The sequence below is a fragment of the Pedococcus sp. 2YAF34 genome, assembly GCF_052114585.1.
Taxonomy (GTDB): Bacteria; Actinomycetota; Actinomycetes; order Actinomycetales; family Dermatophilaceae; genus Pedococcus.
Window position 1 is genome coordinate 33,515 of record NZ_JBFRFA010000021.1, and the last position, 21,667, is coordinate 55,181.

Annotated in this window: 15 protein-coding genes and 1 pseudogene; 1 reads left to right on the forward strand and 15 read right to left on the reverse strand. The window is 68.5% G+C overall.

Annotated features, from left to right (window positions below):
* Positions 1-8: 8 nt before the first annotated feature.
* The 8 genes and pseudogenes from rpsS to AB4Z02_RS12360 all read right to left on the reverse strand — a co-directional run bounded on the left by rpsS (position 9) and on the right by AB4Z02_RS12360 (position 6,743).
* The gene (gene rpsS, locus AB4Z02_RS12325; protein ID WP_056883299.1) at positions 9-290 is read right to left on the reverse strand and encodes a 30S ribosomal protein S19; all 282 of its coding nucleotides are present in this window, start codon (positions 288-290) and stop codon (positions 9-11) included.
* 18 nt (positions 291-308) lie between these two features.
* Entirely contained in the window at positions 309-1,145 is an 837-nt protein-coding gene (gene rplB / locus AB4Z02_RS12330; RefSeq protein ID WP_056883298.1) for a 50S ribosomal protein L2, read from the reverse strand.
* A 34-nt stretch (positions 1,146-1,179) separates the two neighbouring features.
* Positions 1,180-1,485 carry a 50S ribosomal protein L23 gene (rplW, locus tag AB4Z02_RS12335; RefSeq protein WP_056883297.1) on the reverse strand — a complete coding sequence of 102 codons (306 nt, stop codon included), beginning with the start codon at positions 1,483-1,485 and terminating at the stop codon, positions 1,180-1,182.
* Between the two features lie 95 nt (positions 1,486-1,580).
* Positions 1,581-2,252: pseudogene (gene rplD / locus AB4Z02_RS12340) on the reverse strand (50S ribosomal protein L4); the annotation flags it as partial.
* Between the two features lie 5 nt (positions 2,253-2,257).
* Positions 2,258-2,911: a 50S ribosomal protein L3 gene (gene rplC / locus AB4Z02_RS12345; protein WP_345500363.1), complete on the reverse strand. Its 654-nt coding sequence runs from the start codon at positions 2,909-2,911 to the stop codon at positions 2,258-2,260.
* A gap of 11 nt (positions 2,912-2,922) precedes the next feature.
* Positions 2,923-3,231, reverse strand: coding sequence for a 30S ribosomal protein S10 (gene rpsJ / locus AB4Z02_RS12350; protein WP_009775966.1), 309 nt, complete (start codon positions 3,229-3,231; stop codon positions 2,923-2,925).
* 345 nt (positions 3,232-3,576) lie between these two features.
* Positions 3,577-4,665 (reverse strand): YihY/virulence factor BrkB family protein, encoded by a 1,089-nt coding sequence (locus AB4Z02_RS12355; RefSeq protein ID WP_441971265.1) that lies wholly within the window; start codon positions 4,663-4,665, stop codon positions 3,577-3,579.
* 110 nt (positions 4,666-4,775) lie between these two features.
* Positions 4,776-6,743: a S53 family peptidase gene (locus AB4Z02_RS12360; RefSeq protein WP_200949229.1), complete on the reverse strand. Its 1,968-nt coding sequence runs from the start codon at positions 6,741-6,743 to the stop codon at positions 4,776-4,778.
* 235 nt (positions 6,744-6,978) lie between these two features.
* Here AB4Z02_RS12360 and AB4Z02_RS12365 point away from each other — a divergent pair, with 235 nt between their 5' ends.
* Entirely contained in the window at positions 6,979-8,265 is a 1,287-nt protein-coding gene (locus AB4Z02_RS12365; protein WP_056883294.1) for an alpha-hydroxy-acid oxidizing protein, read from the forward strand.
* An 84-nt stretch (positions 8,266-8,349) separates the two neighbouring features.
* Here the strand turns inward: AB4Z02_RS12365 and tuf are convergent, their stop codons facing one another.
* The 7 genes from tuf to AB4Z02_RS12400 form a co-directional block, all read right to left on the reverse strand.
* Positions 8,350-9,546: an elongation factor Tu gene (tuf, locus tag AB4Z02_RS12370; RefSeq protein WP_056883293.1), complete on the reverse strand. Its 1,197-nt coding sequence runs from the start codon at positions 9,544-9,546 to the stop codon at positions 8,350-8,352.
* Between the two features lie 119 nt (positions 9,547-9,665).
* Positions 9,666-11,783, reverse strand: coding sequence for an elongation factor G (gene fusA, locus AB4Z02_RS12375; protein WP_056883292.1), 2,118 nt, complete (start codon positions 11,781-11,783; stop codon positions 9,666-9,668).
* Positions 11,784-11,897: 114 nt separating this feature from the next.
* Positions 11,898-12,368, reverse strand: coding sequence for a 30S ribosomal protein S7 (gene rpsG / locus AB4Z02_RS12380; RefSeq protein ID WP_056883291.1), 471 nt, complete (start codon positions 12,366-12,368; stop codon positions 11,898-11,900).
* Positions 12,368-12,742, reverse strand: a complete 375-nt coding sequence (gene rpsL, locus AB4Z02_RS12385) for a 30S ribosomal protein S12 (RefSeq protein WP_056883290.1) — start codon at positions 12,740-12,742, stop codon at positions 12,368-12,370. The genes rpsG and rpsL overlap by 1 nt, the downstream gene beginning before the upstream one ends.
* 386 nt (positions 12,743-13,128) lie before the next feature.
* Positions 13,129-17,007 (reverse strand): DNA-directed RNA polymerase subunit beta', encoded by a 3,879-nt coding sequence (locus AB4Z02_RS12390; protein ID WP_056883289.1) that lies wholly within the window; start codon positions 17,005-17,007, stop codon positions 13,129-13,131.
* A 101-nt stretch (positions 17,008-17,108) separates the two neighbouring features.
* Positions 17,109-20,585, reverse strand: coding sequence for a DNA-directed RNA polymerase subunit beta (rpoB, locus tag AB4Z02_RS12395; RefSeq protein ID WP_441971267.1), 3,477 nt, complete (start codon positions 20,583-20,585; stop codon positions 17,109-17,111).
* Between the two features lie 399 nt (positions 20,586-20,984).
* The gene (locus AB4Z02_RS12400) at positions 20,985-21,653 is read right to left on the reverse strand and encodes a hypothetical protein (protein ID WP_441971269.1); all 669 of its coding nucleotides are present in this window, start codon (positions 21,651-21,653) and stop codon (positions 20,985-20,987) included.
* Between the last annotated feature and the right edge of the window lie 14 nt (positions 21,654-21,667).

The window sequence follows — 21,667 nt, forward strand, 5'->3', positions numbered from 1 at the left end:
GGCGGCCATCAGCGACGACGCCCCTTCTTGTCTTCCTTCACGTGACCCTTGAACGTGCGGGTCGGCGCGAACTCGCCGAGCTTGTGGCCGACCATCGACTCGGTGACGAACACCGGGACGTGCTTGCGGCCGTCGTGCACGGCAAAGGTGTGACCGAGCATGTCGGGGCTGATGACCGACCGACGCGACCAGGTCTTGATGACTGTCTTGGTGCCCGCTTCGTTCTGGACGTCGACCTTCTTCTGAAGGTGGTCGTCGATGAAGGGGCCCTTCTTCAAGCTACGAGGCATGTTTCTTCAGGCTCCTTCTCAGCGCTTCTTGCCAGTACGACGGCGGCGCACGATCATTTTGTCGCTCGGCTTGCCGGGGCGGCGGGTGCGGCCCTCGGCCTGACCCCAGGGGCTGACCGGGTGGCGACCACCGGAGGTCTTGCCCTCACCACCACCGTGCGGGTGGTCGACCGGGTTCATGGCGACACCACGGACGGTCGGGCGCTTGCCCTTCCAGCGCATGCGGCCGGCCTTGCCCCAGTTGATGTTGGACTGCTCGGCGTTGCCCACCTCGCCGACCGTGGCGCGGCAGCGCAGGTCGACGTTGCGGATCTCACCGGACGGCATACGCAGCTGCGCGTAGGGGCCGTCCTTCGCGACGAGCTGCACACGCACACCGGCCGAACGGGCGATCTTCGCGCCGCCACCGGGCTTCAGCTCGACGGCGTGGATGACCGTACCGGTCGGGATGTTGCGCATCGGCAGGCTGTTGCCGGGCTTGATGTCGGCACCGGGGCCGTTCTCGATGTTGGCGCCCTGCTCCAGGCCCTTGGGGGCCAGGATGTAGCGCTTCTCACCGTCGGCGTAGTGCAGCAGGGCGATGCGTGCGGTGCGGTTGGGGTCGTACTCGATGTGAGCGACCTTGGCCGGCACGCCGTCCTTGTCGTGGCGACGGAAGTCGATGACGCGGTAGGCGCGCTTGTGACCCCCACCGATGTGGCGGGTCGTGATGCGGCCGTTGCTGTTGCGTCCACCGGACTTCGTCAGTGGACGGACCAGCGACTTCTCCGGAGTGGAGCGCGTGACCTCGACGAAGTCGGCAACGCTGGAGCCTCGACGCCCAGGCGTCGTCGGCTTGTACTTGCGGATACCCATGTTCTAAGTCCCTAACGTCTCTTCAGCGTCCTGGTCAGGCGCCGGCACCGAAGATGTCGATCGAGCCCTCGCGGAGGGTGACGATCGCACGCTTGGTGTCCTTGCGCTTGCCGATGCCGAACCGCGTGCGACGGGTCTTGCCGACACGGTTGAGGGTGTGCACGGAGTCGACCTTGACACCGAAGACACGCTCAACGGCGATCTTGATCTCGGTCTTGTTGGCCCGCGGGTCGACGATGAAGGTGTACTTGCCCTGGTCGAGCAGCGAGTACGACTTCTCCGACACGACCGGAGCGATCAGGATGTCGCGGGGGTCCTTGCCTGCAGCGAGCGTGCTCACTTGCCATCCTCCTCATCCGCGGTCTCGGCCTTGGCAGCCTTCGCGGGCTTGTCGGCCTTGTCGGCCTTGGCAGCAGCGGACTTCTTCGCGGCGGCCTTCTTGGCGGGCTTCTCGGCCGCGGCCTCGGTCACCTCGACCTCGACCTCGACCTCGACGACGCCACCGACGGGCTGGGCACCGGACACGAACGCGTCCAGGGCGGCCTTGGTGAAGACGACGTCATCGGACATCAGCACGTCGTAGGTGTTGAGCTGGTCGGCGGCCAGGACGTGGACGCCCTCGAGGTTGCGCACCGACTTCAGCGACACCAGGTCGCTGCGGTCGAGCACCACGAGCACGTTGGTCCGGGTGGTGAGGCCGGCCAGCAGCGCGGCCGCGTCCTTGGTCGACGGCGCGTCGGCCGTGACCAGGGAGTCGACCACGTGGACGCGGTCGTGACGGGCCCGGTCGGACAGGGCGCCACGCAGGGCGGCGGCCTTCATCTTCTTGGGCGTGCGCTGGGAGTAGTCACGCGGCTGCGGGCCGTGGACGACGCCACCACCGGCGAACTGCGGCGCACGGGTCGAGCCCTGGCGGGCGCGGCCGGTGCCCTTCTGGCGGTAGGGCTTGCGCCCACCGCCGCGGACCTCGCCGCGGGTCTTGGTGGAGTGGGTGCCCTGGCGTGCGGCAGCCATCTGCGCCACGACGACCTGGTGGATCAGCGGCACGTTGACCTGGACGTCGAAGATCTCGGCGGGCAGGTCAGCAGCGACGGTCTTGGTAGCCATGGTGATCAGGCTCCCTTCGCGGCCGTGCGGACGAGGACGGTGCCGCCACGGGGGCCGGGAACGGCACCCTTGACGAGCAGCAGGCCGCGCTCGACATCCACGGCGTGGATCGTGAGGTTCTGGGTGGTCTGGCGCACGCCGCCCATGCGGCCGGCCATGCGCATGCCCTTGAAGACGCGACCCGGGGTGGCGCAGCCACCGATCGAGCCCGGCTTGCGGTGGTTCTTGTGGGCACCGTGGGAGGAGCTGACGCCGTGGAAGCCGTGACGCTTCATGACGCCGGCGAAGCCCTTGCCCTTGGTGGTGCCGGTGACGTCGATGTCCTGGCCGGCCTCGAAGGTCTCCACCGTGATCTCCTGGCCGAGCGAGTACTCGGCGGCGTCAGCGGTGCGGAGCTCCACGAGGTGGCGACGCGGGGTCACGCCGGCCTTCTCGAAGTGCCCGGTGAGGGGCTTGGTCACCTTGCGCGGGTCGATGGCGCCGAACGCGATCTGGACGGCGTCGTAGCCGTCCTTCGCCGCGTCGCGCACCTGCGTGACGACGCAGGGGCCCGCCTCGATGACGGTGACGGGGACGAGCCGGTTGTCGGCGTCCCACACCTGGGTCATGCCGAGCTTCTTGCCCAGCACGCCCTTCACGGTCTTGGTAGCAGTGGTCATTGTCGCCAGCCTCAGAGCTTGATCTCGATGTTGACGTCAGCCGGCAGGTCGAGGCGCATCAGCGAGTCGACGGCCTTCGGCGTCGGGTCGATGATGTCGATCAAGCGCTTGTGGGTGCGCATCTCGAAGTGCTCGCGGCTGTCCTTGTACTTGTGGGGCGAACGGATGACCACGAAGACGTTCTTCTCCGTGGGCAGCGGCACGGGGCCGACCACCGTCGCGCCAGCACGGGTCACCGTGTCGACAATCTTGCGCGCCGAGTTGTCGATGACCTCGTGGTCATACGACTTCAAGCGGATGCGGATCTTCTGTCCCGCCATCTCCGTTACGTCTCTCTCTCGCCGAACATCTAGCTTGTGGCCGACCCTGTGGGCTTCTCCGACCCCCGCGGTCGGGTGTGTCGCACCCGCTCCGCGGCCCGACGACATGCGCTCTCACGCAGTGGTCGTACGGGTCGGTTCAGTCCGGCAAGGCCGGGGCTTGCGCTTCCCTGGAGTGTCGCCCCGAGCTCAGGTGGCTCGGTTCGAGGTGTGTCACCGGGGGTGGCGGCGTCGACATGGGTCAACGGCGCGCGTCAAGCAACCGGTCCAGTGTGCCAGAGGCCCCCGCGACCTACCAAATCGCGGTGGGCGGGCACCGCATCCCCGCGCGCGTGGCGCGTCGCGTCAGGGTACGCGGTGCCCGTCGCCCTCCCCGGCGCCGCGCCGCACGGCCTCCTCGCGCAGCTCGCGGCCCTCCTGTTCGTGCTCGCGCAGCTTCTGCGCCTTCTTCTCCGAGACCTTGGTGTCCCGCGGCGGCAGCTGCAGCGTGCGCTCGGCCTCGATGCCCGCGACGAGCTCGCGGGAGCGCTCGAGCTCGGAGTCCACCTCGGCACCGAAGAGCAGGGCCAGGTTGGTCAGCCACAGCCACAGCAGGAACACGATGACCCCGGCCAGCGAGCCGTAGGTCTTGTTGTACGAGCCGAAGTTGGCGACGTAGAAGCCGAAGGCCACCGACGCCACGATCCACACGAGGATGGCGATGGCGGCGCCGACGCTCATCCACCGGAACTGCGGCTGCCGCACGTTGGGCGTCGCGTGGTAGAGCATCGCGACCAGGACCACGACGATGGCCAGCATGACCGGCCACTTGGCGATGTTCCACGCGGTGACCGCGCCCTTGCCGAGGCCGATGGTGTCGCCGACCGACTGCGCCAGCGGACCGGTCACCACCAGGCCGACGAGCACGAGGGCCACGGCGATGACGCCGACCAGGGTGAGCAGCAGCTGCAGCGGGCGCAGCTTCCACGCCGGTCGCCCCTCGTCCACCTGGTAGACGCGGTTGAGGGCCCGCCCGAACGCGCCCACGTAGCCGGAGGCCGACCACAGGGCGCCGAGCAGCCCGAACACCAGGGCGAAGCCTGCCGAGTGGTTCTGGGTCATCTGCGTGATGGGGCCGCGCAGCTGGTTGGCCGTGTCGCCCTGCCCAAGGGACCGGACGAGGTCGAGGAGGGCGTTGGTGGTGGACTCGCCCTGGCCGAAGACGCCGAGGAGGGAGATGAGCGCCAGCAGTGCGGGAAACAGCGAGAGCACTGAGTAGTAGGTCAGCGCTGCGGCGAGGTCGGTGCACTGGTCGCGGGAGAACTCCGCCCAGGCCTTCTTCGCGGTGTAGGTCCAGGACCGGCTCGGCAGGTCACCCAGCGAGTCGGGCTTGCTGCTGTCGTCCGGCGGCGGTGCGGTGGCCGACTTCTCGGCGCTGGTGCCTGGGGTGGCCATGGTGCTCCTTCGTCTGGGGGACACCGTGGGAGTGCCCGCCCCGACGACCGGCAAACGTCCGGACACCACGGACCGGCCGGCGGCCGCGCCGCCGACCGGTCCGGTGTGCCTCAGTGACGGGCGCCCATCGCGGTGAGGAACGCCATGCCGTGCGGGCTCCCCACGCCGGTCACGTCGTCGTACCCGGGACGGGTGAAGATGGTCCCCGTCTGGTTGAGGGTCCGCAGGGACGTCACCGTGCCGTCGCTGGCGTTGAACCCGTTGACGAAGTCCACCCGGACGACGGCGTCGGTGACCCGCCGGCCGTGGTCGACGTCGCGGAGGGCCGAGCTGCCCGAGAGCGCGTACAGACGCGGATTCAGGAAGCCCAGCGGCGCGCCGTGGACCTGGTTGGCCACCGCGACGACACCGGCGAACAGCGGCGAGGACAACGAGGTGCCACCGATGCGGTACTCCGAGTAGCGGATGCTCCCGTCGGGGAAGGTCTGGCTCTGGCCGACGAGGAACCCGGTGTTCGGGTCGCCCACCATGGCGACGTCGGGCACCACCCGGTGCATCGTCCCGTCGCCGAAGTAGCCGGCGAGCTGGTCCGGGACCACGCCCTTCTGGTAGTCGGGCTCCCGGTACAGGTGGCTGGTGCCGCCTCCGCCGCCGTACAGGTAGGCCGGGGGGACCGGCGTCCAGGCGCCGTCGACGAGGGTCGACTTGCCCGTGCCCCAACCCTGCTCGAACCCGTAGCCGTTGGACTTCGTCACGGCCAGGGACGTGCCGCCCACCGCGGTGACCTTGGGGTCGGAGGCCGGCGAGTCGGTCTGCCGGGTCCCGGTGTTGAGGATCTCGTCGCCGTCGTCACCCGAGGAGAACACCATCGAGATGCCCTCCGCTGCGGCCTGCAGGAAGGTCTGGTGCTGGGCCACGAGGTCCGAGGCCAGCACGGCGTCGTCGGGTTCGCCGTAGGAGTTGGAGACGACCTGCGCGAGCTCGTTGTCGACGATGGTGTTCACCGCGGCGTTGATGTCGGAGTCCAGGCAGCTCCTGGCGCCGACGTAGAGGATCTTGGCGCCGGGCGCGGTGGCGTGGACGGCCTCGACGTCGAGGGTCTCCTCGCCGTACCACCCACCCGGGCCGCACAGCTTCGCGTGCGTGAAGGACCTGGGCACGATCTGCTTCAGCTGGCCGGACCGCAGCGGGTGCGCGGAGTCGTTGCGCCGGGCGTACGTGGCGGCGTCCTGCGCGATGAAGGGCGACGCGTAGGCGTCGACGATGGCGACCGTGCCGCCGCTGCCGTCGAGTCCTCCCGCAAGGGCGGTCTGCGTGCCATACGCACCGCGGACCTGGGCCGGCTTGTAGCCGCAGGGCGCGTAGGGCTGGGGGTTCTTGACGAGCTGCGGCACCCCGGTGGCGATCTTCTCGCCGTAGTAGGACGAGCAGGGGGTCGCGTTCCTGAACACCGGGTCGGGCGGGGGCAGCAGCTCGCTGGTCGCGCTGGAGGCGGCCCCGGCGCGTTGCTCGGTGGTGTCGGGCGTCGTGTGCAGCGGCACCGTGCGCTGGGAGGTGTCCAGACCGCCCACCCCGGCCACGACCCCCGCGAGGGCACCGGGCACCGAGTACTCCGCAGCCGGTGCGGTCACGTCGTGGCCGTCCTTCACGTAGGCGTCCAGCTGCGTCGACAGTGCCTTCTCCGTGGTCGACGTCGAGGCCGTGACCCTGACGTACCGGTGGTTGGCAGGCACCTCCACGACGTGGAACCCGTTGGACGTCAACCAGTCCGAGACCGCCCGGACCTGCGCGTCGGTCGGGGCGAAACGGGCTCGCCACTGCGCGGCGCTGAGGTAGTGCCCGTACTGCGCGCTCGACGGCGTGGAGACGGCGTCGGCGAGTGCCTCCGCTCCGGACGCGTCGCGCAGGTTGAGCACGAAGCTCAGGTCCTGCTGGGTCGAACCGGACAGGTGGCCGACGTGGTGGGCCCGTGCCGTCCACGTCGGGGCGTGCCCGAGGACGTGCCGGCTCGGGCTGCCTCCGGCCTGCGCCAGGCCGGGGGTGGCGAGGGTCAGGGCGAGGCAGCTCGTGACTGCCAACCCTGCCTGACTCCTGGTGAGAGCTTTCATGCCGCGATGACCTCCGAAGGGTGAAGAGCTGCGGGGCCCGCGGGGCCGCGTCCCCCTCACGAAGTTTCGTCCGGATTCCGCCGGTCACCGATGCCGGATGTCATGGCCCTGTCTACGCAGAATGACGGTTGCACAGGCGCACCAGATTCCATGGACCCAAACGGGGTCTGCCCCAGACGGATGCACGTGGTGACAGGATCGCGACATGAGGATCCCCGTGGGCCCCGGGCGGGCACGGCAGGCCGAGGTCTACGGCGCCGGCGTCCTGGGTCGCCGCCCCACCGTCCCTGCCGACCCCGCCGAGCTCGAGCGCCGTGCCCGGCGGGCCATGAGCCGCAAGGCGTGGGCGTACGTCGCGGGTGGGGCCGGGAGCGGAGCCACCATCCGGTCCAACCGGGCGGCGTTCGAGCGACGTCGGCTGGTCCCCCGGATGGCCGCCGGCCACCGCGAGCGTGACCTGTCCACGACGCTGCTCGGCCAGCGGCTGCCCTCCCCCCTCCTGCTCGCGCCCATCGGCGCGGCGGGCCTAGTGGCGCGGGGCAGCGACCTCGCGGTCGCGCGGGCAGCAGCCGAGCTCGGCACTCCGTACATCGTCTCCAACCAGGGCTGCTCCCCGATGGAGGACGTGGCACGGGCCATGGGCGACACCCCGTGGTGGTTCCAGCTGTACTGGTCGACCGACGAGGACCTCGTGGACAGCCTGTTGCAGCGGGCCGAGGCCAGCGGCGCAGGAGCCGTGGTCGTCACCCTGGACACCACGATGCTCGGCTGGCGACCCCGCGACCTCGACCTCGGCTCCCTGCCGTTCTCCCAAGGCATCGGCATCGCGCAGTACACCTCGGACCCCCGGTTCAGGCAGATCGTGGCGGAGCGCGTGGCCGACGCCCCCACCGGGCGCGACCGGGACGTCGAGGTCACCGTCGGTGCGCTGCGGTCGCTGCTCTCGATCAGCCGCGAGCACCCGGGGTCGTGGCTGGCCAACCTTCGCTCCCCCGTGCCCCGGGCGGCTGTCGAAACCTTCCTCGACATCTACTCCAACCCCGGTCTCGGTTGGGACCACCTGGCCACCCTGCCCGGGCGCACCCGGCTGCCCGTCGTGGTCAAGGGGGTGCTGCACCCTGACGACGCGCGTCGAGCGGTGGACCTCGGCGCGGCCGCTGTGGTGGTGAGCAACCACGGCGGCCGCCAGGTCGACGGTGCCGTCGCCTCGCTCGACGCCCTGGGCGCGGTCCGGTCCGCGGTCGGGACGCAGACGGCCGTCGTCCTCGACAGCGGGGTGAGGTCCGGCGCCGACGTCGTCAAGGCCCTCGCCCTCGGCGCCGACGCCGTCGCCCTCGGGCGGCCCTACGTCTACGGCCTCGCCCTCGACGGCCAGGCGGGGGTGCGCGACGTGGTCGCGAACGTCGTCGCCGAGCTCGACCTCACGCTGGGGCTCTGCGGGGTCGGCTCGGTGGCAGAGGTGGGGCCCGAGCTGCTGGCGGACGCCGGCTGACCACCGCCCGGCAGCCCGGGGCATGCAGAAGGGCCCCGCAGCCGAAGCTGCGGGGCCCTTCCGGGTGGTGCTGGGTGCGTCAGATCACTTGATGATCTTGGTGACGCGGCCGGCGCCGACGGTCCGGCCACCCTCGCGGATGGCGAACTTCAGGCCCTCTTCCATGGCGATGGGCTGGATGAGCTCGACCTTCATCTCGGTGTTGTCACCGGGCATGACCATCTCGGTGCCCTCGGGGAGGTGCACGACACCGGTCACGTCAGTCGTCCGGAAGTAGAACTGCGGACGGTAGTTGTCGTAGAACGGCGTGTGACGGCCACCCTCGTCCTTGGACAGGATGTAGACGTTCGCGTCGAACTCGGTGTGCGGGGTGATGGAACCCGGCTTGACGACGACCTGGCCACGCTCGACGTCCTCGCGCTTGGTGCCACGAAGGAGCAGGCCGACGTTCTCGCCAGCGCGACCCTCGTCGAGGAGCTTGCGGAACATCTCGACACCGGTGACGGTGGTCTTGGCCGGCGGGCCGGTGTGGATGCCGACGATCTCGACCTCCTCGTTGACCTTGAGGACACCGCGCTCGATGCGGCCGGTGACGACCGTGCCACGACCGGTGATCGTGAAGACGTCCTCGACGGGCATGAGGAACGGCTTGTCGATCTCGCGCTCGGGCTCCGGGATCGCGGTGTCGACGGCGTCCATGAGGTCGAGGACCGACTGGCCCCACTCCGGGTCGCCCTCGAGCGCCTTGAGCGCCGAGACCTTGACGACCGGGAGGTCGTCGCCGGGGAACTCGTAGGAGGACAGCAGCTCGCGGACCTCCATCTCGACGAGCTCGAGGATCTCCTCGTCGTCGACCATGTCGGCCTTGTTGAGCGCCACGACGATGTAGGGGACGCCGACCTGGCGGGCCAGGAGGACGTGCTCCTTCGTCTGCGGCATCGGGCCGTCGGTCGCCGCGACCACGAGGATCGCGCCGTCCATCTGCGCGGCACCCGTGATCATGTTCTTCACGTAGTCAGCGTGACCGGGGCAGTCGACGTGGGCGTAGTGACGACCCTCCGTCTGGTACTCGATGTGCGCGATCGAGATCGTGATGCCGCGCTGCTTCTCTTCCGGCGCCTTGTCGATGTCGTCGAACGCGAACTGCGGGTTCAGGTCCGGGTACTTGTCGTGCAGGACCTTGGAAATCGCAGCCGTCAGCGTCGTCTTACCGTGGTCGATGTGACCGATGGTGCCGATGTTGACGTGCGGCTTGGTCCGCTCGAACTTTGCCTTCGCCACTTGGTGTCCTCCTCAGGACTCTCTTCTTGGTGGAACGCCTTTGTGCCCAGGTGGGACGTGGCGCGCTGTGGGGGGTGGTGCTGGGGGTCAGACCGTGCTTCGACCGTTGATCTTAGCGGTCACTCACCACGGGTCTTCTTGATGATCTCCTCGGCGACGGCCTTGGGGACCTCGGCGTAGGAGTCGAACTCCATGGAGAAGCTCGCGCGGCCCTGCGTCTTGGAACGCAGGTCGCCGACGTAGCCGAACATCTCGGACAGCGGCACCAGGCCGCGGACGACCTTGGCGCCGCTGATGTCCTCCATGCCCTGGATCTGGCCACGGCGGGAGTTGATGTCACCGATGACGTCGCCCATGTAGTCCTCGGGCGTGCGCACCTCGACGGCCATCATCGGCTCGAGGAGCACGGGGTCGGCCTTGCGGACGGCCTCCTTGAGCGCCATGGAGCCGGCGATCTTGAACGCCATCTCGGAGGAGTCGACGTCGTGGTAGGCACCGTCGAGCAGGGTCGCCTTGATCCCGACCAGCGGGTAGCCGGCGAGCACGCCGTACTGCATGGCGTCCTGGATACCGGCGTCGACCGACGGGATGTACTCGCGCGGGACGCGGCCACCGGTGACCTTGTTCTCGAACTCGTAGAGCTCGCCGGACTCGGTGGTGTCGAGGGGCTCGATGGAGACCTGGACCTTCGCGAACTGGCCGGAGCCACCCGTCTGCTTCTTGTGGGTGTAGTCGAGCTTCTCCACCGTGCGGCGGATGGTCTCGCGGTAGGCCACCTGCGGCTTGCCGACGTTGGCCTCGACCTTGAACTCGCGCTTCATGCGGTCCACGAGGATGTCCAGGTGGAGCTCGCCCATGCCGGCGATGATCGTCTGGCCCGTCTCCTCGTCGAGGTGGACCTGGAAGGTCGGGTCCTCGGCGGAGAGCTTCTGGATGGCCGTCGACAGCTTCTCCTGGTCGCCCTTGGTCTTGGGCTCGATGGCCACCTGGATGACCGGGTCCGGGAAGGTCATCGACTCGAGCACGATCTGCTCGTTCGGGTCGCTCAGGGTGTCACCGGTCGTGGTGTCCTTCAGGCCGATCGCCGCGTAGATGTGGCCGGCGAGGGCCTCGTCCACGGGGTTCTCCTTGTTGGCGTGCATCTGGAAGAGCTTGCCGATGCGCTCCTTCTTGCCCTTGGTCGTGTTGACGACCGGCGAGCCCGCGGCGACGCGGCCGGAGTAGACCCGGATGAAGGTGAGCGTGCCGAAGAACGGGTGCGCCGCGACCTTGAACGCCAGGGCGGAGAACGGCTCGTCCTTGCTCGGCTTGCGGGTCATCTCGACCTCCTCGTGGTTCGGCTTGTGGCCGACCATCGGGGGGACGTCGAGGGGGGACGGCAGGTAGTCGACGACCGCGTCGAGCATGGGCTGCACACCGCGGTTCTTGAACGCCGAGCCGCACAGAACCGGGTAGAGCACGGAGTTGACCGTGAGCTTGCGGATGGCGCCCTTGATCTCCTCGGGCGTCAGCTCCTCGCCACCGAGGTACTTCTCCATGAGCTCGTCGTCGGACTCGGCGACGCGCTCGACGAGCTGGTGGCGGTACTCCTCCACCTTCTCGACCATGTCGGCCGGGATCTCCTGGATCTCGTACTTGGCACCCATGGTGACGTCACCCTTGGCGTCACCGGGCCACACGAGCGCACGGCGGTAGATGAGGTCGACGACACCGACGAAGTCGTTCTCGGCACCGATCGGCAGCTGGAGCACGAGCGGCTCGGCGCCGAGGCGGTCCTTGATGGTCTGCACGGTGAAGTAGAAGTCCGCGCCCAGCTTGTCCATCTTGTTGACGAACGCGATGCGGGGGACGTCGTACTTGTCGGCCTGGCGCCAGACGGTCTCGGACTGGGGCTCGACGCCCTCCTTGCCGTCGAACACCGCGACGGCGCCGTCGAGCACGCGCAGCGAGCGCTCGACCTCGACGGTGAAGTCGACGTGACCGGGGGTGTCGATGATGTTGATCTGGGTGCCCTCCCAGAAGGAGGTCACGGCGGCAGACGTGATCGTGATGCCGCGCTCCTTCTCCTGCTCCATCCAGTCGGTGGTGGAGGCACCGTCGTGGGTCTCACCGATCTTGTGGTTGACCCCGGTGTAGAAGAGGATGCGCTCAGTCGTCGTCGTCTTGCCGGCGTCGATGTGCGCCATGATCCCGATGTTGCGGACCTTGGTCAGGTCCGTCAGGACGTCGAGTGCCAATGTGATCGTCTCATCTCGCTCGTTACGAAAAATCTGTGTGGTGCGGGTGGCGCGTGGGCACCACGCACCTTCCGGTGTGCCGCGCGCGTCACGCGCGCGGCACACCGGGCGCTGCTACCAGCGGTAGTGCGCGAAGGCCTTGTTGGACTCGGCCATCTTGTGGGTGTCCTCGCGACGCTTCACCGCGGCACCGAGGCCGTTGGACGCGTCGAGGATCTCGTTCATGAGGCGCTCGGTCATCGTCTTCTCACGACGCTGACGCGAGTAGCCGACCATCCAGCGCAGGGCCAGCGTGGTCGCGCGGTTGGGCTTGACCTCGATCGGCACCTGGTAGGTCGCGCCACCGACACGGCGGGACTTGACCTCGAGGGTGGGACGGATGTTGTCGAGGGCACGCTTGAGCGTGACCACGGGGTCGGTCCCGGTCTTCTCGCGGCAGCCCTCGAGGGCGCCGTAGACGATCGTCTCCGCGATGGACTTCTTGCCATCGAGCAGGATCTTGTTGACCAGCTGGGTCACCAACGGGGAGTTGTGGACCGGGTCGACGACGAGGGGGCGCTTGGGCGCGGGTCCCTTGCGAGGCATTACTTCTTCTCCATCTTCGCGCCGTAACGGGAGCGGGCCTGCTTGCGGTTCTTGACACCCTGGGTGTCGAGCGAGCCGCGCACGATCTTGTAGCGCACGCCGGGGAGGTCCTTCACACGACCGCCACGCACGAGCACGATCGAGTGCTCCTGCAGGTTGTGGCCGACGCCCGGGATGTAGGCCGTGACCTCGATGCCGCTGGTGAGGCGCACACGGGCGACCTTGCGCAGGGCAGAGTTCGGCTTCTTGGGGGTGGTGGTGTACACACGCGTGCACACGCCACGGCGCTGGGGCGAGCCCTTGAGGGCAGGAGTCTTGGTCTTGGTGACCTTGTCCTGGCGCCCCTTGCGCACAAGCTGGTTGATCGTAGGCAACCTGTTCTCCGTACGTAGTTGATGTTCTGCACCCTGGGGCTGACGCCCCCTGGCACTCCTTGGTGTTGCCGCTCCGCCCGACCCCCGCACTCGGGTGTGTCGCGCTCGGCGCTCTCCCCTGCACTCCCCACGCGCCATCCATGCGGATCGGTCGTGGGTTGCCCGGCGAGAGGTGTGCTGGCCCGGCTGCCTGATCGGCGGCGGCTCCAGCGGGCATGCCCGAGGGTTGGCCCTCAGACACAGTGTTCAAAGATACCGCCTGCGTGGGACCCGACCAAATCGGTATGGGGCCCCTCCCCCGGCCACCGGCGGCGAGGGTGCACGCCCGAGGGGGCCGGCCCGGCGAACCGGGCCGACCCCCTCGGGTCGTGCTGTGCGAGCGACCGTCAGTCGAGCCCGAGCTCGGCGTCGTCGAGGCGGATGGCCTCGCCGGAACCGGGCCCGAAGACCGGGTAGTCGTACTCGTAGCTCGGCATCGAGTACATCGCCGCCTTGGCCTCTTCCGTGGCCTCGACCTTGATGTTCCGGTAGCGCGGGAGACCCGTGCCGGCCGGGATGAGCTTGCCGAGGATGACGTTCTCCTTCAGACCCAGCAGCGGGTCCGACTTGGCGTTCATCGCAGCCTCGGTGAGCACGCGGGTCGTCTCCTGGAAGGAGGCAGCCGACAGCCACGAGTCGGTCGCGAGCGAGGCCTTGGTGATGCCCATGAGCTCGGGACGACCCGAGGCGGGGCGACCGTTCTCGGCCACCACGCGACGGTTCTCGTTCTCGAAGCGGCCACGCTCGGCCAGCTCACCGGGGAGCAGGTCGGCGTCACCGGACTCGATGATCGTGATCCGGCGCAGCATCTGCCGCACGATGACCTCGATGTGCTTGTCGTGGATCGACACACCCTGCTGGCGGTAGACGTGCTGGACCTCGTCGACCAGGTGCATCTGGACCGCACGCGGCCCGAGGATGCGCAGGACCTGCTTCGGGTCGATGGAACCGACCGTCAGCTGGTGGCCGACCTCGACGTGCTCGCCGTCCTGGACGAGCAGGCGCGCACGCTTGCTCACCGGGTAGGCGTGCTCCTCGGAGCCGTCGTCCGGCGTCAGCATGAGGCGACGCGTCTTGTCGGTGTCCTCGATCGTGACGCGGCCGGAGGCCTCGGCGATCGGGGAGACACCCTTCGGGGTACGGGCCTCGAAGAGCTCGACGACACGCGGCAGACCCTGGGTGATGTCGTCACCGGCCACACCACCGGTGTGGAAGGTACGCATCGTCAGCTGGGTGCCGGGCTCACCGATGGACTGGGCGGCGATGATGCCGACCGCCTCACCGATGTCGACGAGCTTGCCGGTGGCCAGCGAACGGCCGTAGCAGGCGGCGCAGGTGCCGACGTGGGACTCACAGGTGAGCACCGAGCGGACCTTGACCTCCTCGACGCCTGCGGCGACGAGGGCGTCGATGACCACGTCACCGAGGTCGATGCCGGCCTCGGCGAGGACGGAGCCGTCCTTCTCGACGTCGGCGGCGAGCGTGCGGGCGTAGACCGAGGTCTCCACGTCGTCGTGCTCGACGAGCGCGCCGGCGCTGGTGCGCTGGGCGATCGGCATGGTCAGGCCGCGGTCGGTCCCGCAGTCGTCCTCGCGGATGATGACGTCCTGCGACACGTCCACCAGGCGACGGGTCAGGTAACCCGAGTCGGCGGTACGCAGCGCGGTGTCGGCAAGACCCTTGCGCGAACCGTGCGTGGAGATGAAGAACTCGAGCACCGACAGACCCTCGCGGAAGTTCGCGCGGATCGGACGCGGGATGATGTCGCCCTTCGGGTTGGACACCAGGCCACGCATACCGGCGATCTGGCGCAGCTGCATCCAGTTACCACGCGCACCCGAGGAGACCATCTTGTAGATGGTGTTGGTCTTCGGGAGGTTGGCCTCCATCTCCTTGGCGACCTCGTTGGTGGCCTGGGTCCAGATCTCGATGAGCTCCTGGCGACGCTCGTCGTCGGTGATCAGGCCTCGCTCGTACTGGACCTGGACCTTGGTGGCCTTGGTCTCGTAGCCCTCGAGGATCTCGAGCTTGCGCGGCGGGGTCACAACGTCGGAGATGGCGACCGTGGTGCCCGAGCGGGTCGCCCAGTGGAAGCCGTACTCCTTGAGCGCGTCGAGGCTCGCCGCCACCTGCACCTTGCTGTAGCGCTCGGCCAGGTCGTTGACGATCGTGGACAGCCGCTTCTTGTCGACGGGGGCGTCGACGAACGGGTAGTCCACCGGCAGCGTCTGGTTGAACAGCGCCCGGCCCAGCGTGGTCTCGACGGTGAGCGAGGGCACCTGGCCCAGCTCGTTGACCTCGACACCCTCGGGCAGCTCGGTGCCCGGGATCGGGACGACGTCGAGCAGGCGGATCTTGATCTTGCTGCCCAGCTCGAGCTTGCCGGCGTCGAAGGCCATGCGGGCCTCGGCGACCGAGGAGAACGCGCGACCGGTGCCCCGACCGTCCTCCACCTCGGAGGTGAGGTGGAACAGGCCGATGATCATGTCCTGGGTGGGCATGGTCACGGGACGGCCGTCAGCCGGCTTGAGGATGTTGTTGCTCGAGAGCATGAGGATGCGGGCCTCGGCCTGCGCCTCGGTGCTCAGGGGCACGTGCACGGCCATCTGGTCACCGTCGAAGTCGGCGTTGAAGGCCGAGCAGACGAGCGGGTGGATCTGGATGGCCTTGCCCTCGACGAGCTGCGGCTCGAAGGCCTGGATGCCGAGGCGGTGCAGCGTGGGTGCGCGGTTGAGCAGCACGGGGTGCTCGGTGATGACCTCTTCGAGGACGTCCCACACGACCGGACGGGCACGCTCGACCATGCGCTTGGCCGACTTGATGTTCTGCGCGTGGTCGAGGTCGACCAGGCGCTTCATCACGAACGGCTTGAAGAGCTCCAGCGCCATCTGCTTGGGCAGGCCGCACTGGTGCAGCTTGAGCTGCGGGCCGACGACGATGACCGAGCGGCCGGAGTAGTCGACGCGCTTGCCGAGCAGGTTCTGGCGGAACCGGCCCTGCTTGCCCTTGAGCATGTCGGACAGCGACTTGAGCGGACGGTTGCCGGGGCCCGTGACCGGGCGACCACGACGGCCGTTGTCGAAGAGGCTGTCGACGGCCTCCTGGAGCATGCGCTTCTCGTTGTTGACGATGATCTCCGGCGCACCGAGGTCGAGCAGGCGCTTGAGCCGGTTGTTGCGGTTGATCACGCGACGGTAGAGGTCGTTGAGGTCCGAGGTCGCGAACCGGCCACCGTCGAGCTGCACCATCGGGCGCAGGTCCGGCGGGATGACCGGGACGGCGTCGAGCACCATGCCGGCCGGCTTGTTGGTCGTGGCCTGGAACGCGGTGACGACCTTGAGGCGCTTGAGGGCGCGGGTCTTCTTCTGGCCCTTGCCCGTGGCGATGATCTCGCGCAGCAGCTCGGCCTCGGCCTCGAGGTCGAAGTCCTGCAGGCGCTTCTGGATCGCCGCGGCGCCCATGCCGCCCTCGAAGTAGAGGCCGAAACGGTCACGCATCTCGCGGTAGAGGATCTCGTCGCCCTCGAGGTCCTGGACCTTGAGGTTCTTGAACCGGTCCCAGACCTGGTCGATGCGCTCGATCTGCTGGTCCGCACGCTTGCGGATCTGGTTCATCTCGCGCTCGGCGGACTCGCGGACCTTGCGGCGCGCGTCGGCCTTGGCACCCTCGGCCTCGAGCTCGGCGATGTCGGACTCCAGGCGCTTGGCCCGGGCCTCGATCTCGGAGTCGCGACGGTTCTCGAACTCCTTCTTCTCGACCTCGATCTGGGCCTCGAGCGAGGGCAGGTCCTTGTGGCGCTGCTCCTCGTCGACCGAGGTGATCATGTAGGCCGCGAAGTAGATGACCTTCTCGAGGTCCTTCGGGGCGAGGTCGAGCAGGTAGCCCAGGCGCGACGGGACGCCCTTGAAGTACCAGATGTGGGTGACGGGGGCGGCGAGCTCGATGTGGCCCATCCGCTCACGACGCACCTTGGCGCGCGTGACCTCGACACCACAGCGCTCACAGATGATGCCCTTGAAGCGGACGCGCTTGTACTTGCCGCAGTTGCACTCCCAGTCCCGGGTGGGGCCGAAGATGCGCTCGCAGAACAGGCCCTCCTTCTCGGGCTTGAGCGTGCGGTAGTTGATGGTCTCCGGCTTCTTCACCTCACCGTGGCTCCACTGGCGGATGTCCTCCGCCGTGGCCAGGCCGATGCGCAGTTCGTCAAAGAAGTTGACGTCGAGCACGTGGTTCCTTCTCTCGTGTCTCTTGTTAAGTCTGGGGGTGGGTCGGGAGGAGGGGCGGTGTGCCGCGCGGCACCGGGGTGCGGGCGCGGCACACCGACGCCCTAGACCTCTTCGACCGAACTGGGCTCGCGCCGGGACAGGTCGATGCCGAGCTCCTCCGCCGCGCGGAAGACGTCCTCGTCGGACTCCTTCAGCTCGATGGAGGTGCCGTCACTGCTGAGCACCTCGACGTTGAGGCACAGCGACTGCATCTCCTTGATGAGCACCTTGAAGGACTCGGGGATGCCGGGCTCTGGGATGTTGTCGCCCTTGACGATCGCCTCGTAGACCTTGACGCGACCCTGCACGTCGTCGGACTTGATCGTCAGGAGCTCCTGCAGCGCGTAGGCCGCGCCGTAGGCCTCGAGGGCCCACACCTCCATCTCACCGAAGCGCTGGCCACCGAACTGCGCCTTACCACCCAGCGGCTGCTGCGTGATCATGGAGTACGGGCCGGTGCTGCGGGCGTGGATCTTGTCGTCCACGAGGTGGTGCAGCTTGAGGATGTACATGTAACCCACCGACACCGGCTCGGGGAACGGCTCGCCGGAGCGGCCGTCGAAGAGCCGGGACTTGCCGGAGCCGTCGATGAGGCGCACGTCGTCGCGGGTCTTGGTCGTCGAGTCGAGCAGACCGACGATCTCGTCCTCACGCACACCGTCGAACACCGGCGAGGCGACGCGGGTGCCGGCCGGGGCCTGGCGCGCGTCCTCCGGGATGAGCTTGGCCCAGTCCGGGTTGCCGGCGATCTCCCAGCCGCGCGAGGCGGCCCAGCCGAGGTGCAGCTCGAGGATCTGGCCGACGTTCATACGACCGGGGACACCGAGCGGGTTGAGCACGACGTCCACGGGGGTGCCGTCCTCGAGGAACGGCATGTCCTCGACGGGCAGGATCTTGGAGATGACGCCCTTGTTGCCGTGACGGCCGGCGAGCTTGTCACCATCGGTGATCTTGCGCTTGTTGGCGACGTAGACGCGCACCAGCTGGTTGACACCCGGGGGCAGGTCGTCGCCCTCGTCCTTGTCGAACACCTTGACGCCGATGACCGTGCCGGTCTCGCCGTGGGGCACCTTCAGGGACGTGTCGCGGACCTCGCGGGCCTTCTCACCGAAGATGGCGCGCAGCAGGCGCTCCTCCGGCGTCAGCTCGGTCTCACCCTTGGGCGTGACCTTGCCGACGAGCAGGTCGCCGTCGCGGACCTCGGCGCCGATGCGAATGATGCCGCGCTCGTCGAGGTCGGCGAGGACCTCCTCTGAGACGTTCGGGATGTCCCGGGTGATCTCCTCCGGCCCGAGCTTGGTGTCGCGGGCGTCGACCTCGTGCTCCTCGATGTGGATCGAGGAGAGGACGTCGTCCTGCACCAGGCGCTGGCTGAGGATGATCGCGTCCTCGTAGTTGTGGCCCTCCCACGGCATGAACGCCACGAGCAGGTTGCGCCCGAGCGCCATCTCGCCACCGTCGGTCGCGGGACCGTCGGCGATGACGCCGCCGGCCTCGACCCGGTCGCCCTCGTTGACCACGACGACCTGGTTGTAGGAGGTGCCCTGGTTGGAGCGCGCGAACTTCGCGATCCGGTAGGTGCGGCTGGTGCCGTCGTCACCGGCGACGGTGACGAGGTCGGCGGAGACCTCGGTGACCACACCAGCGGCCTCGGCTCGGACGACGTCGCCCGAGTCGAGGGCGGCGCGGTACTCCATGCCGGTGCCGACCAGCGGAGCCTCGGACTTGACCAGCGGCACCGCCTGGCGCTGCATGTTGGAGCCCATGAGCGCACGGTTGGCGTCGTCGTGCTCGAGGAACGGGATCAGCGCGGTCGCGGCGGACACCATCTGGCGGGCCGAGACGTCGATGAAGTCGACGTCCTCACCCGGGATGTAGTCGACCTCGCCGCCCTTGGTGCGGACCAGGACGCGCTCGTCGGTGAAGTTGCCCTCGGCGTCGATGACGGCGTTGGCCTGCGCGATGACGTGGCGGTCCTCCTCGTCGGCGGACAGGTACTGGATGTCGTCGGTGACGCGACCCTTGACCACCTTGCGGTAGGGGGTCTCGATGAAGCCGAACGCGTTGATCCGCCCGTAGGAAGCCAGCGAGCCGATGAGGCCGATGTTCGGGCCCTCAGGGGTCTCGATCGGGCACATGCGGCCGTAGTGCGACGGGTGGACGTCACGGACCTCCATGCCGGCGCGGTCACGGGAGAGACCACCCGGGCCGAGGGCCGACAGACGCCGCTTGTGCGTCAGGCCCGCGAGCGGGTTGTTCTGGTCCATGAACTGCGACAGCTGGGAGGTGCCGAAGAACTCCTTGATCGAGGCCACCACGGGGCGGATGTTGATCAGGGTCTGCGGCGTGATCGCCTCGACGTCCTGCGTGGTCATGCGCTCGCGGACGACGCGCTCCATGCGGGACAGGCCGGTGCGGACCTGGTTCTGGATGAGCTCGCCGACGTTGCGGAGTCGACGGTTGCCGAAGTGGTCGATGTCGTCGACCTCGACCACGACGTCCTCGCCGTTCTTGCCCTTGAGCGTGGTCTCACCGGCGTGCAGGGCGACGATGTACTTGATCGTGGCCACCACGTCGTCGACCGACAGGACCGAGTCGCCGAGCTCGGCGGCGACGCCCAGCTTGCGGTCGATCTTGTAGCGGCCGACCTTGGCGAGGTCGTAGCGCTTGGGGTTGAAGTAGAGGTTGTCCAGCAGGGTTTGGGCGGCCTCACGGGTCGGCGGTTCGCCCGGGCGCAGCTTGCGGTAGATGTCGAGCAGCGCGTCGTCCTGGCCGGCCGTGTGGTCCTTCTCCAGGGTGAGGCGCATCGACTCGTAGTCGCCGAACTCCTCGAGGATGTCGGCCTCGGACATGCCGAGGGCCTTGAGCAGCACCGTGACCGACTGCTTGCGCTTGCGGTCGACGCGGACGCCGACCATGTCGCGCTTGTCGATCTCGAACTCGAGCCAGGCACCGCGGCTGGGGATGACCTTCGCCGTGTAGACGTCCTTGTCGGAGGTCTTGTCGGGCGTGCGCTCGAAGTAGACGCCCGGGCTGCGGACGAGCTGGGAGACGACGACGCGCTCGGTGCCGTTGATGACGAAGGTGCCACGCTCGGTCATGAGCGGGAAGTCGCCCATGAACACGGTCTGGCTCTTGATCTCGCCCGTCGTGGTGTTCATGAACTCCGCGGTCACGAACAGGGGCGCGGAGTAGGTCTGGTCGCGCTCCTTGCAGTCCTCGATGGAGTACTTGACCTCTTCGAAGCGGTGGTCACGGAACGACAGCGACATGGAGCCGCTGAAGTCCTCGATCGGTGAGATTTCCTCGAAGATCTCCTCGAGGCCGGAGCGATCCGGCACATCCCCCCGACCCGCGGCCTTGGCCTCTGCGACACGGGCCTGCCAGCGCTCGTTACCGAGCAGCCAGTCGAAGCTTTCCGTTTGCAGCGCCAGGAGGTCGGGGACCTCGAGGGGTTCGCGGATCTTCGCGAACGACAGACGGCCGGAAGCCGTCCGTGCGGTGGACACAGTCTGAGTCGCGTTGCGCGAGGCAGCCAAGGAGGGGTCCTTCCACGGGCCTGTCTTAAAACTGATGGTTCGAAACCGAAGTAGCGCCAGCCGCCATCACGGCTCCGTCACGGTCCTGGCCACGAATTCGTGCCGGAGGGCACGACGAAGGGCTGGTGTCTGGGGCGGGGTCGACGAAAGAGGGCAGCGCAAAGGATGAGCATACAGTAGAAGGGCAGCCTCGTCCAACCGTGTCCAGCGGGAAGATCCAACGCCTTGACGGGGGTCTCGCCCCCACAAGGGGCGGGTGCGACGCAGACGAGGATGACGCCCCGGCGCCCACACGTCAAGGGCGCCACACGGGTGGGGGGCCGAACGGTGGGTGCAGACGCCTGCGGCGACGTCCCGGGAGGGACGTCGCCGCAGGTCAGCGTCGGTGCGGGAGGGCGCTCAGAAGGCGTCGACGCGGCTCACCAGCCACCGGTCGCCGACCTTGGACATGGTCGCCAGGACCCGGTTCTGGTCGACAACGGGGTCCTTCTGGTCGCTGCCGACGCGAGCCTGGTTGACGAAGGCCATCACCTTGACCGTGGTCGGCGTGGAGCTCATGACCCCGATGTCGGACACCCGGGCCTGCACGACCGTCTGGTTCTTCACGGCCAGCGGCTTGATCTGCTTGTCCATGGCGGCGGTGAACTCGCCCTTGAAGGCCCCCGTCAGCAGGCCCTCGATCTGCGCCGACTGGGCGTCGATGGTCTTGTAGTTGTAGCTGAGCATCTGCTCGATCGAGGTGCGCGCCTGGCTGGAGGCGGCGCGCTCGACCGAGGCCTCCTGCCCGGAGTCGCGCAGGCTGACGCCGAGGACCGTGCCCAGCACCGCAAGGCTGGCCACGAGGGCCACGAGGGGAACTGCCCACCGGCGTCGGCCGACCCGGGTGCGGGCCGGGGACCCCGCGACCTCGGCGCCGGGCTCGCCGACCTCGGCCCTGGGCTCGACAACCGGCTCGACGACCGGTTGGGCGGCCGGCTCGACGACGGGCGCGGTCGCGGTGACCGGCGCGGGCTCTGAGGTGCGGTGGACGGGCTCCGCCGCGCGGGCGCGGGCCCGGTGACCGGCCACCCTGGGACGGGGAC

Excerpts from the sequence above, each read along its gene's own strand:
- rpsS (WP_056883299.1), bottom strand. The coding sequence starts at position 290 with ATGCCTCGTAGCTTGAAGAAGGGCCCCTTCATCGACGACCACCTTCAG.
- rplB (WP_056883298.1), bottom strand. The coding sequence starts at position 1,145 with ATGGGTATCCGCAAGTACAAGCCGACGACGCCTGGGCGTCGAGGCTCC.
- rplC (WP_345500363.1), bottom strand. The coding sequence starts at position 2,911 with ATGACCACTGCTACCAAGACCGTGAAGGGCGTGCTGGGCAAGAAGCTC.
- rpsJ (WP_009775966.1), bottom strand. The coding sequence starts at position 3,231 with ATGGCGGGACAGAAGATCCGCATCCGCTTGAAGTCGTATGACCACGAG.
- AB4Z02_RS12355 (WP_441971265.1), bottom strand. The coding sequence starts at position 4,665 with ATGGCCACCCCAGGCACCAGCGCCGAGAAGTCGGCCACCGCACCGCCG.
- AB4Z02_RS12365 (WP_056883294.1), top strand. The coding sequence starts at position 6,979 with ATGAGGATCCCCGTGGGCCCCGGGCGGGCACGGCAGGCCGAGGTCTAC.
- rpsG (WP_056883291.1), bottom strand. The coding sequence starts at position 12,368 with ATGCCTCGCAAGGGACCCGCGCCCAAGCGCCCCCTCGTCGTCGACCCG.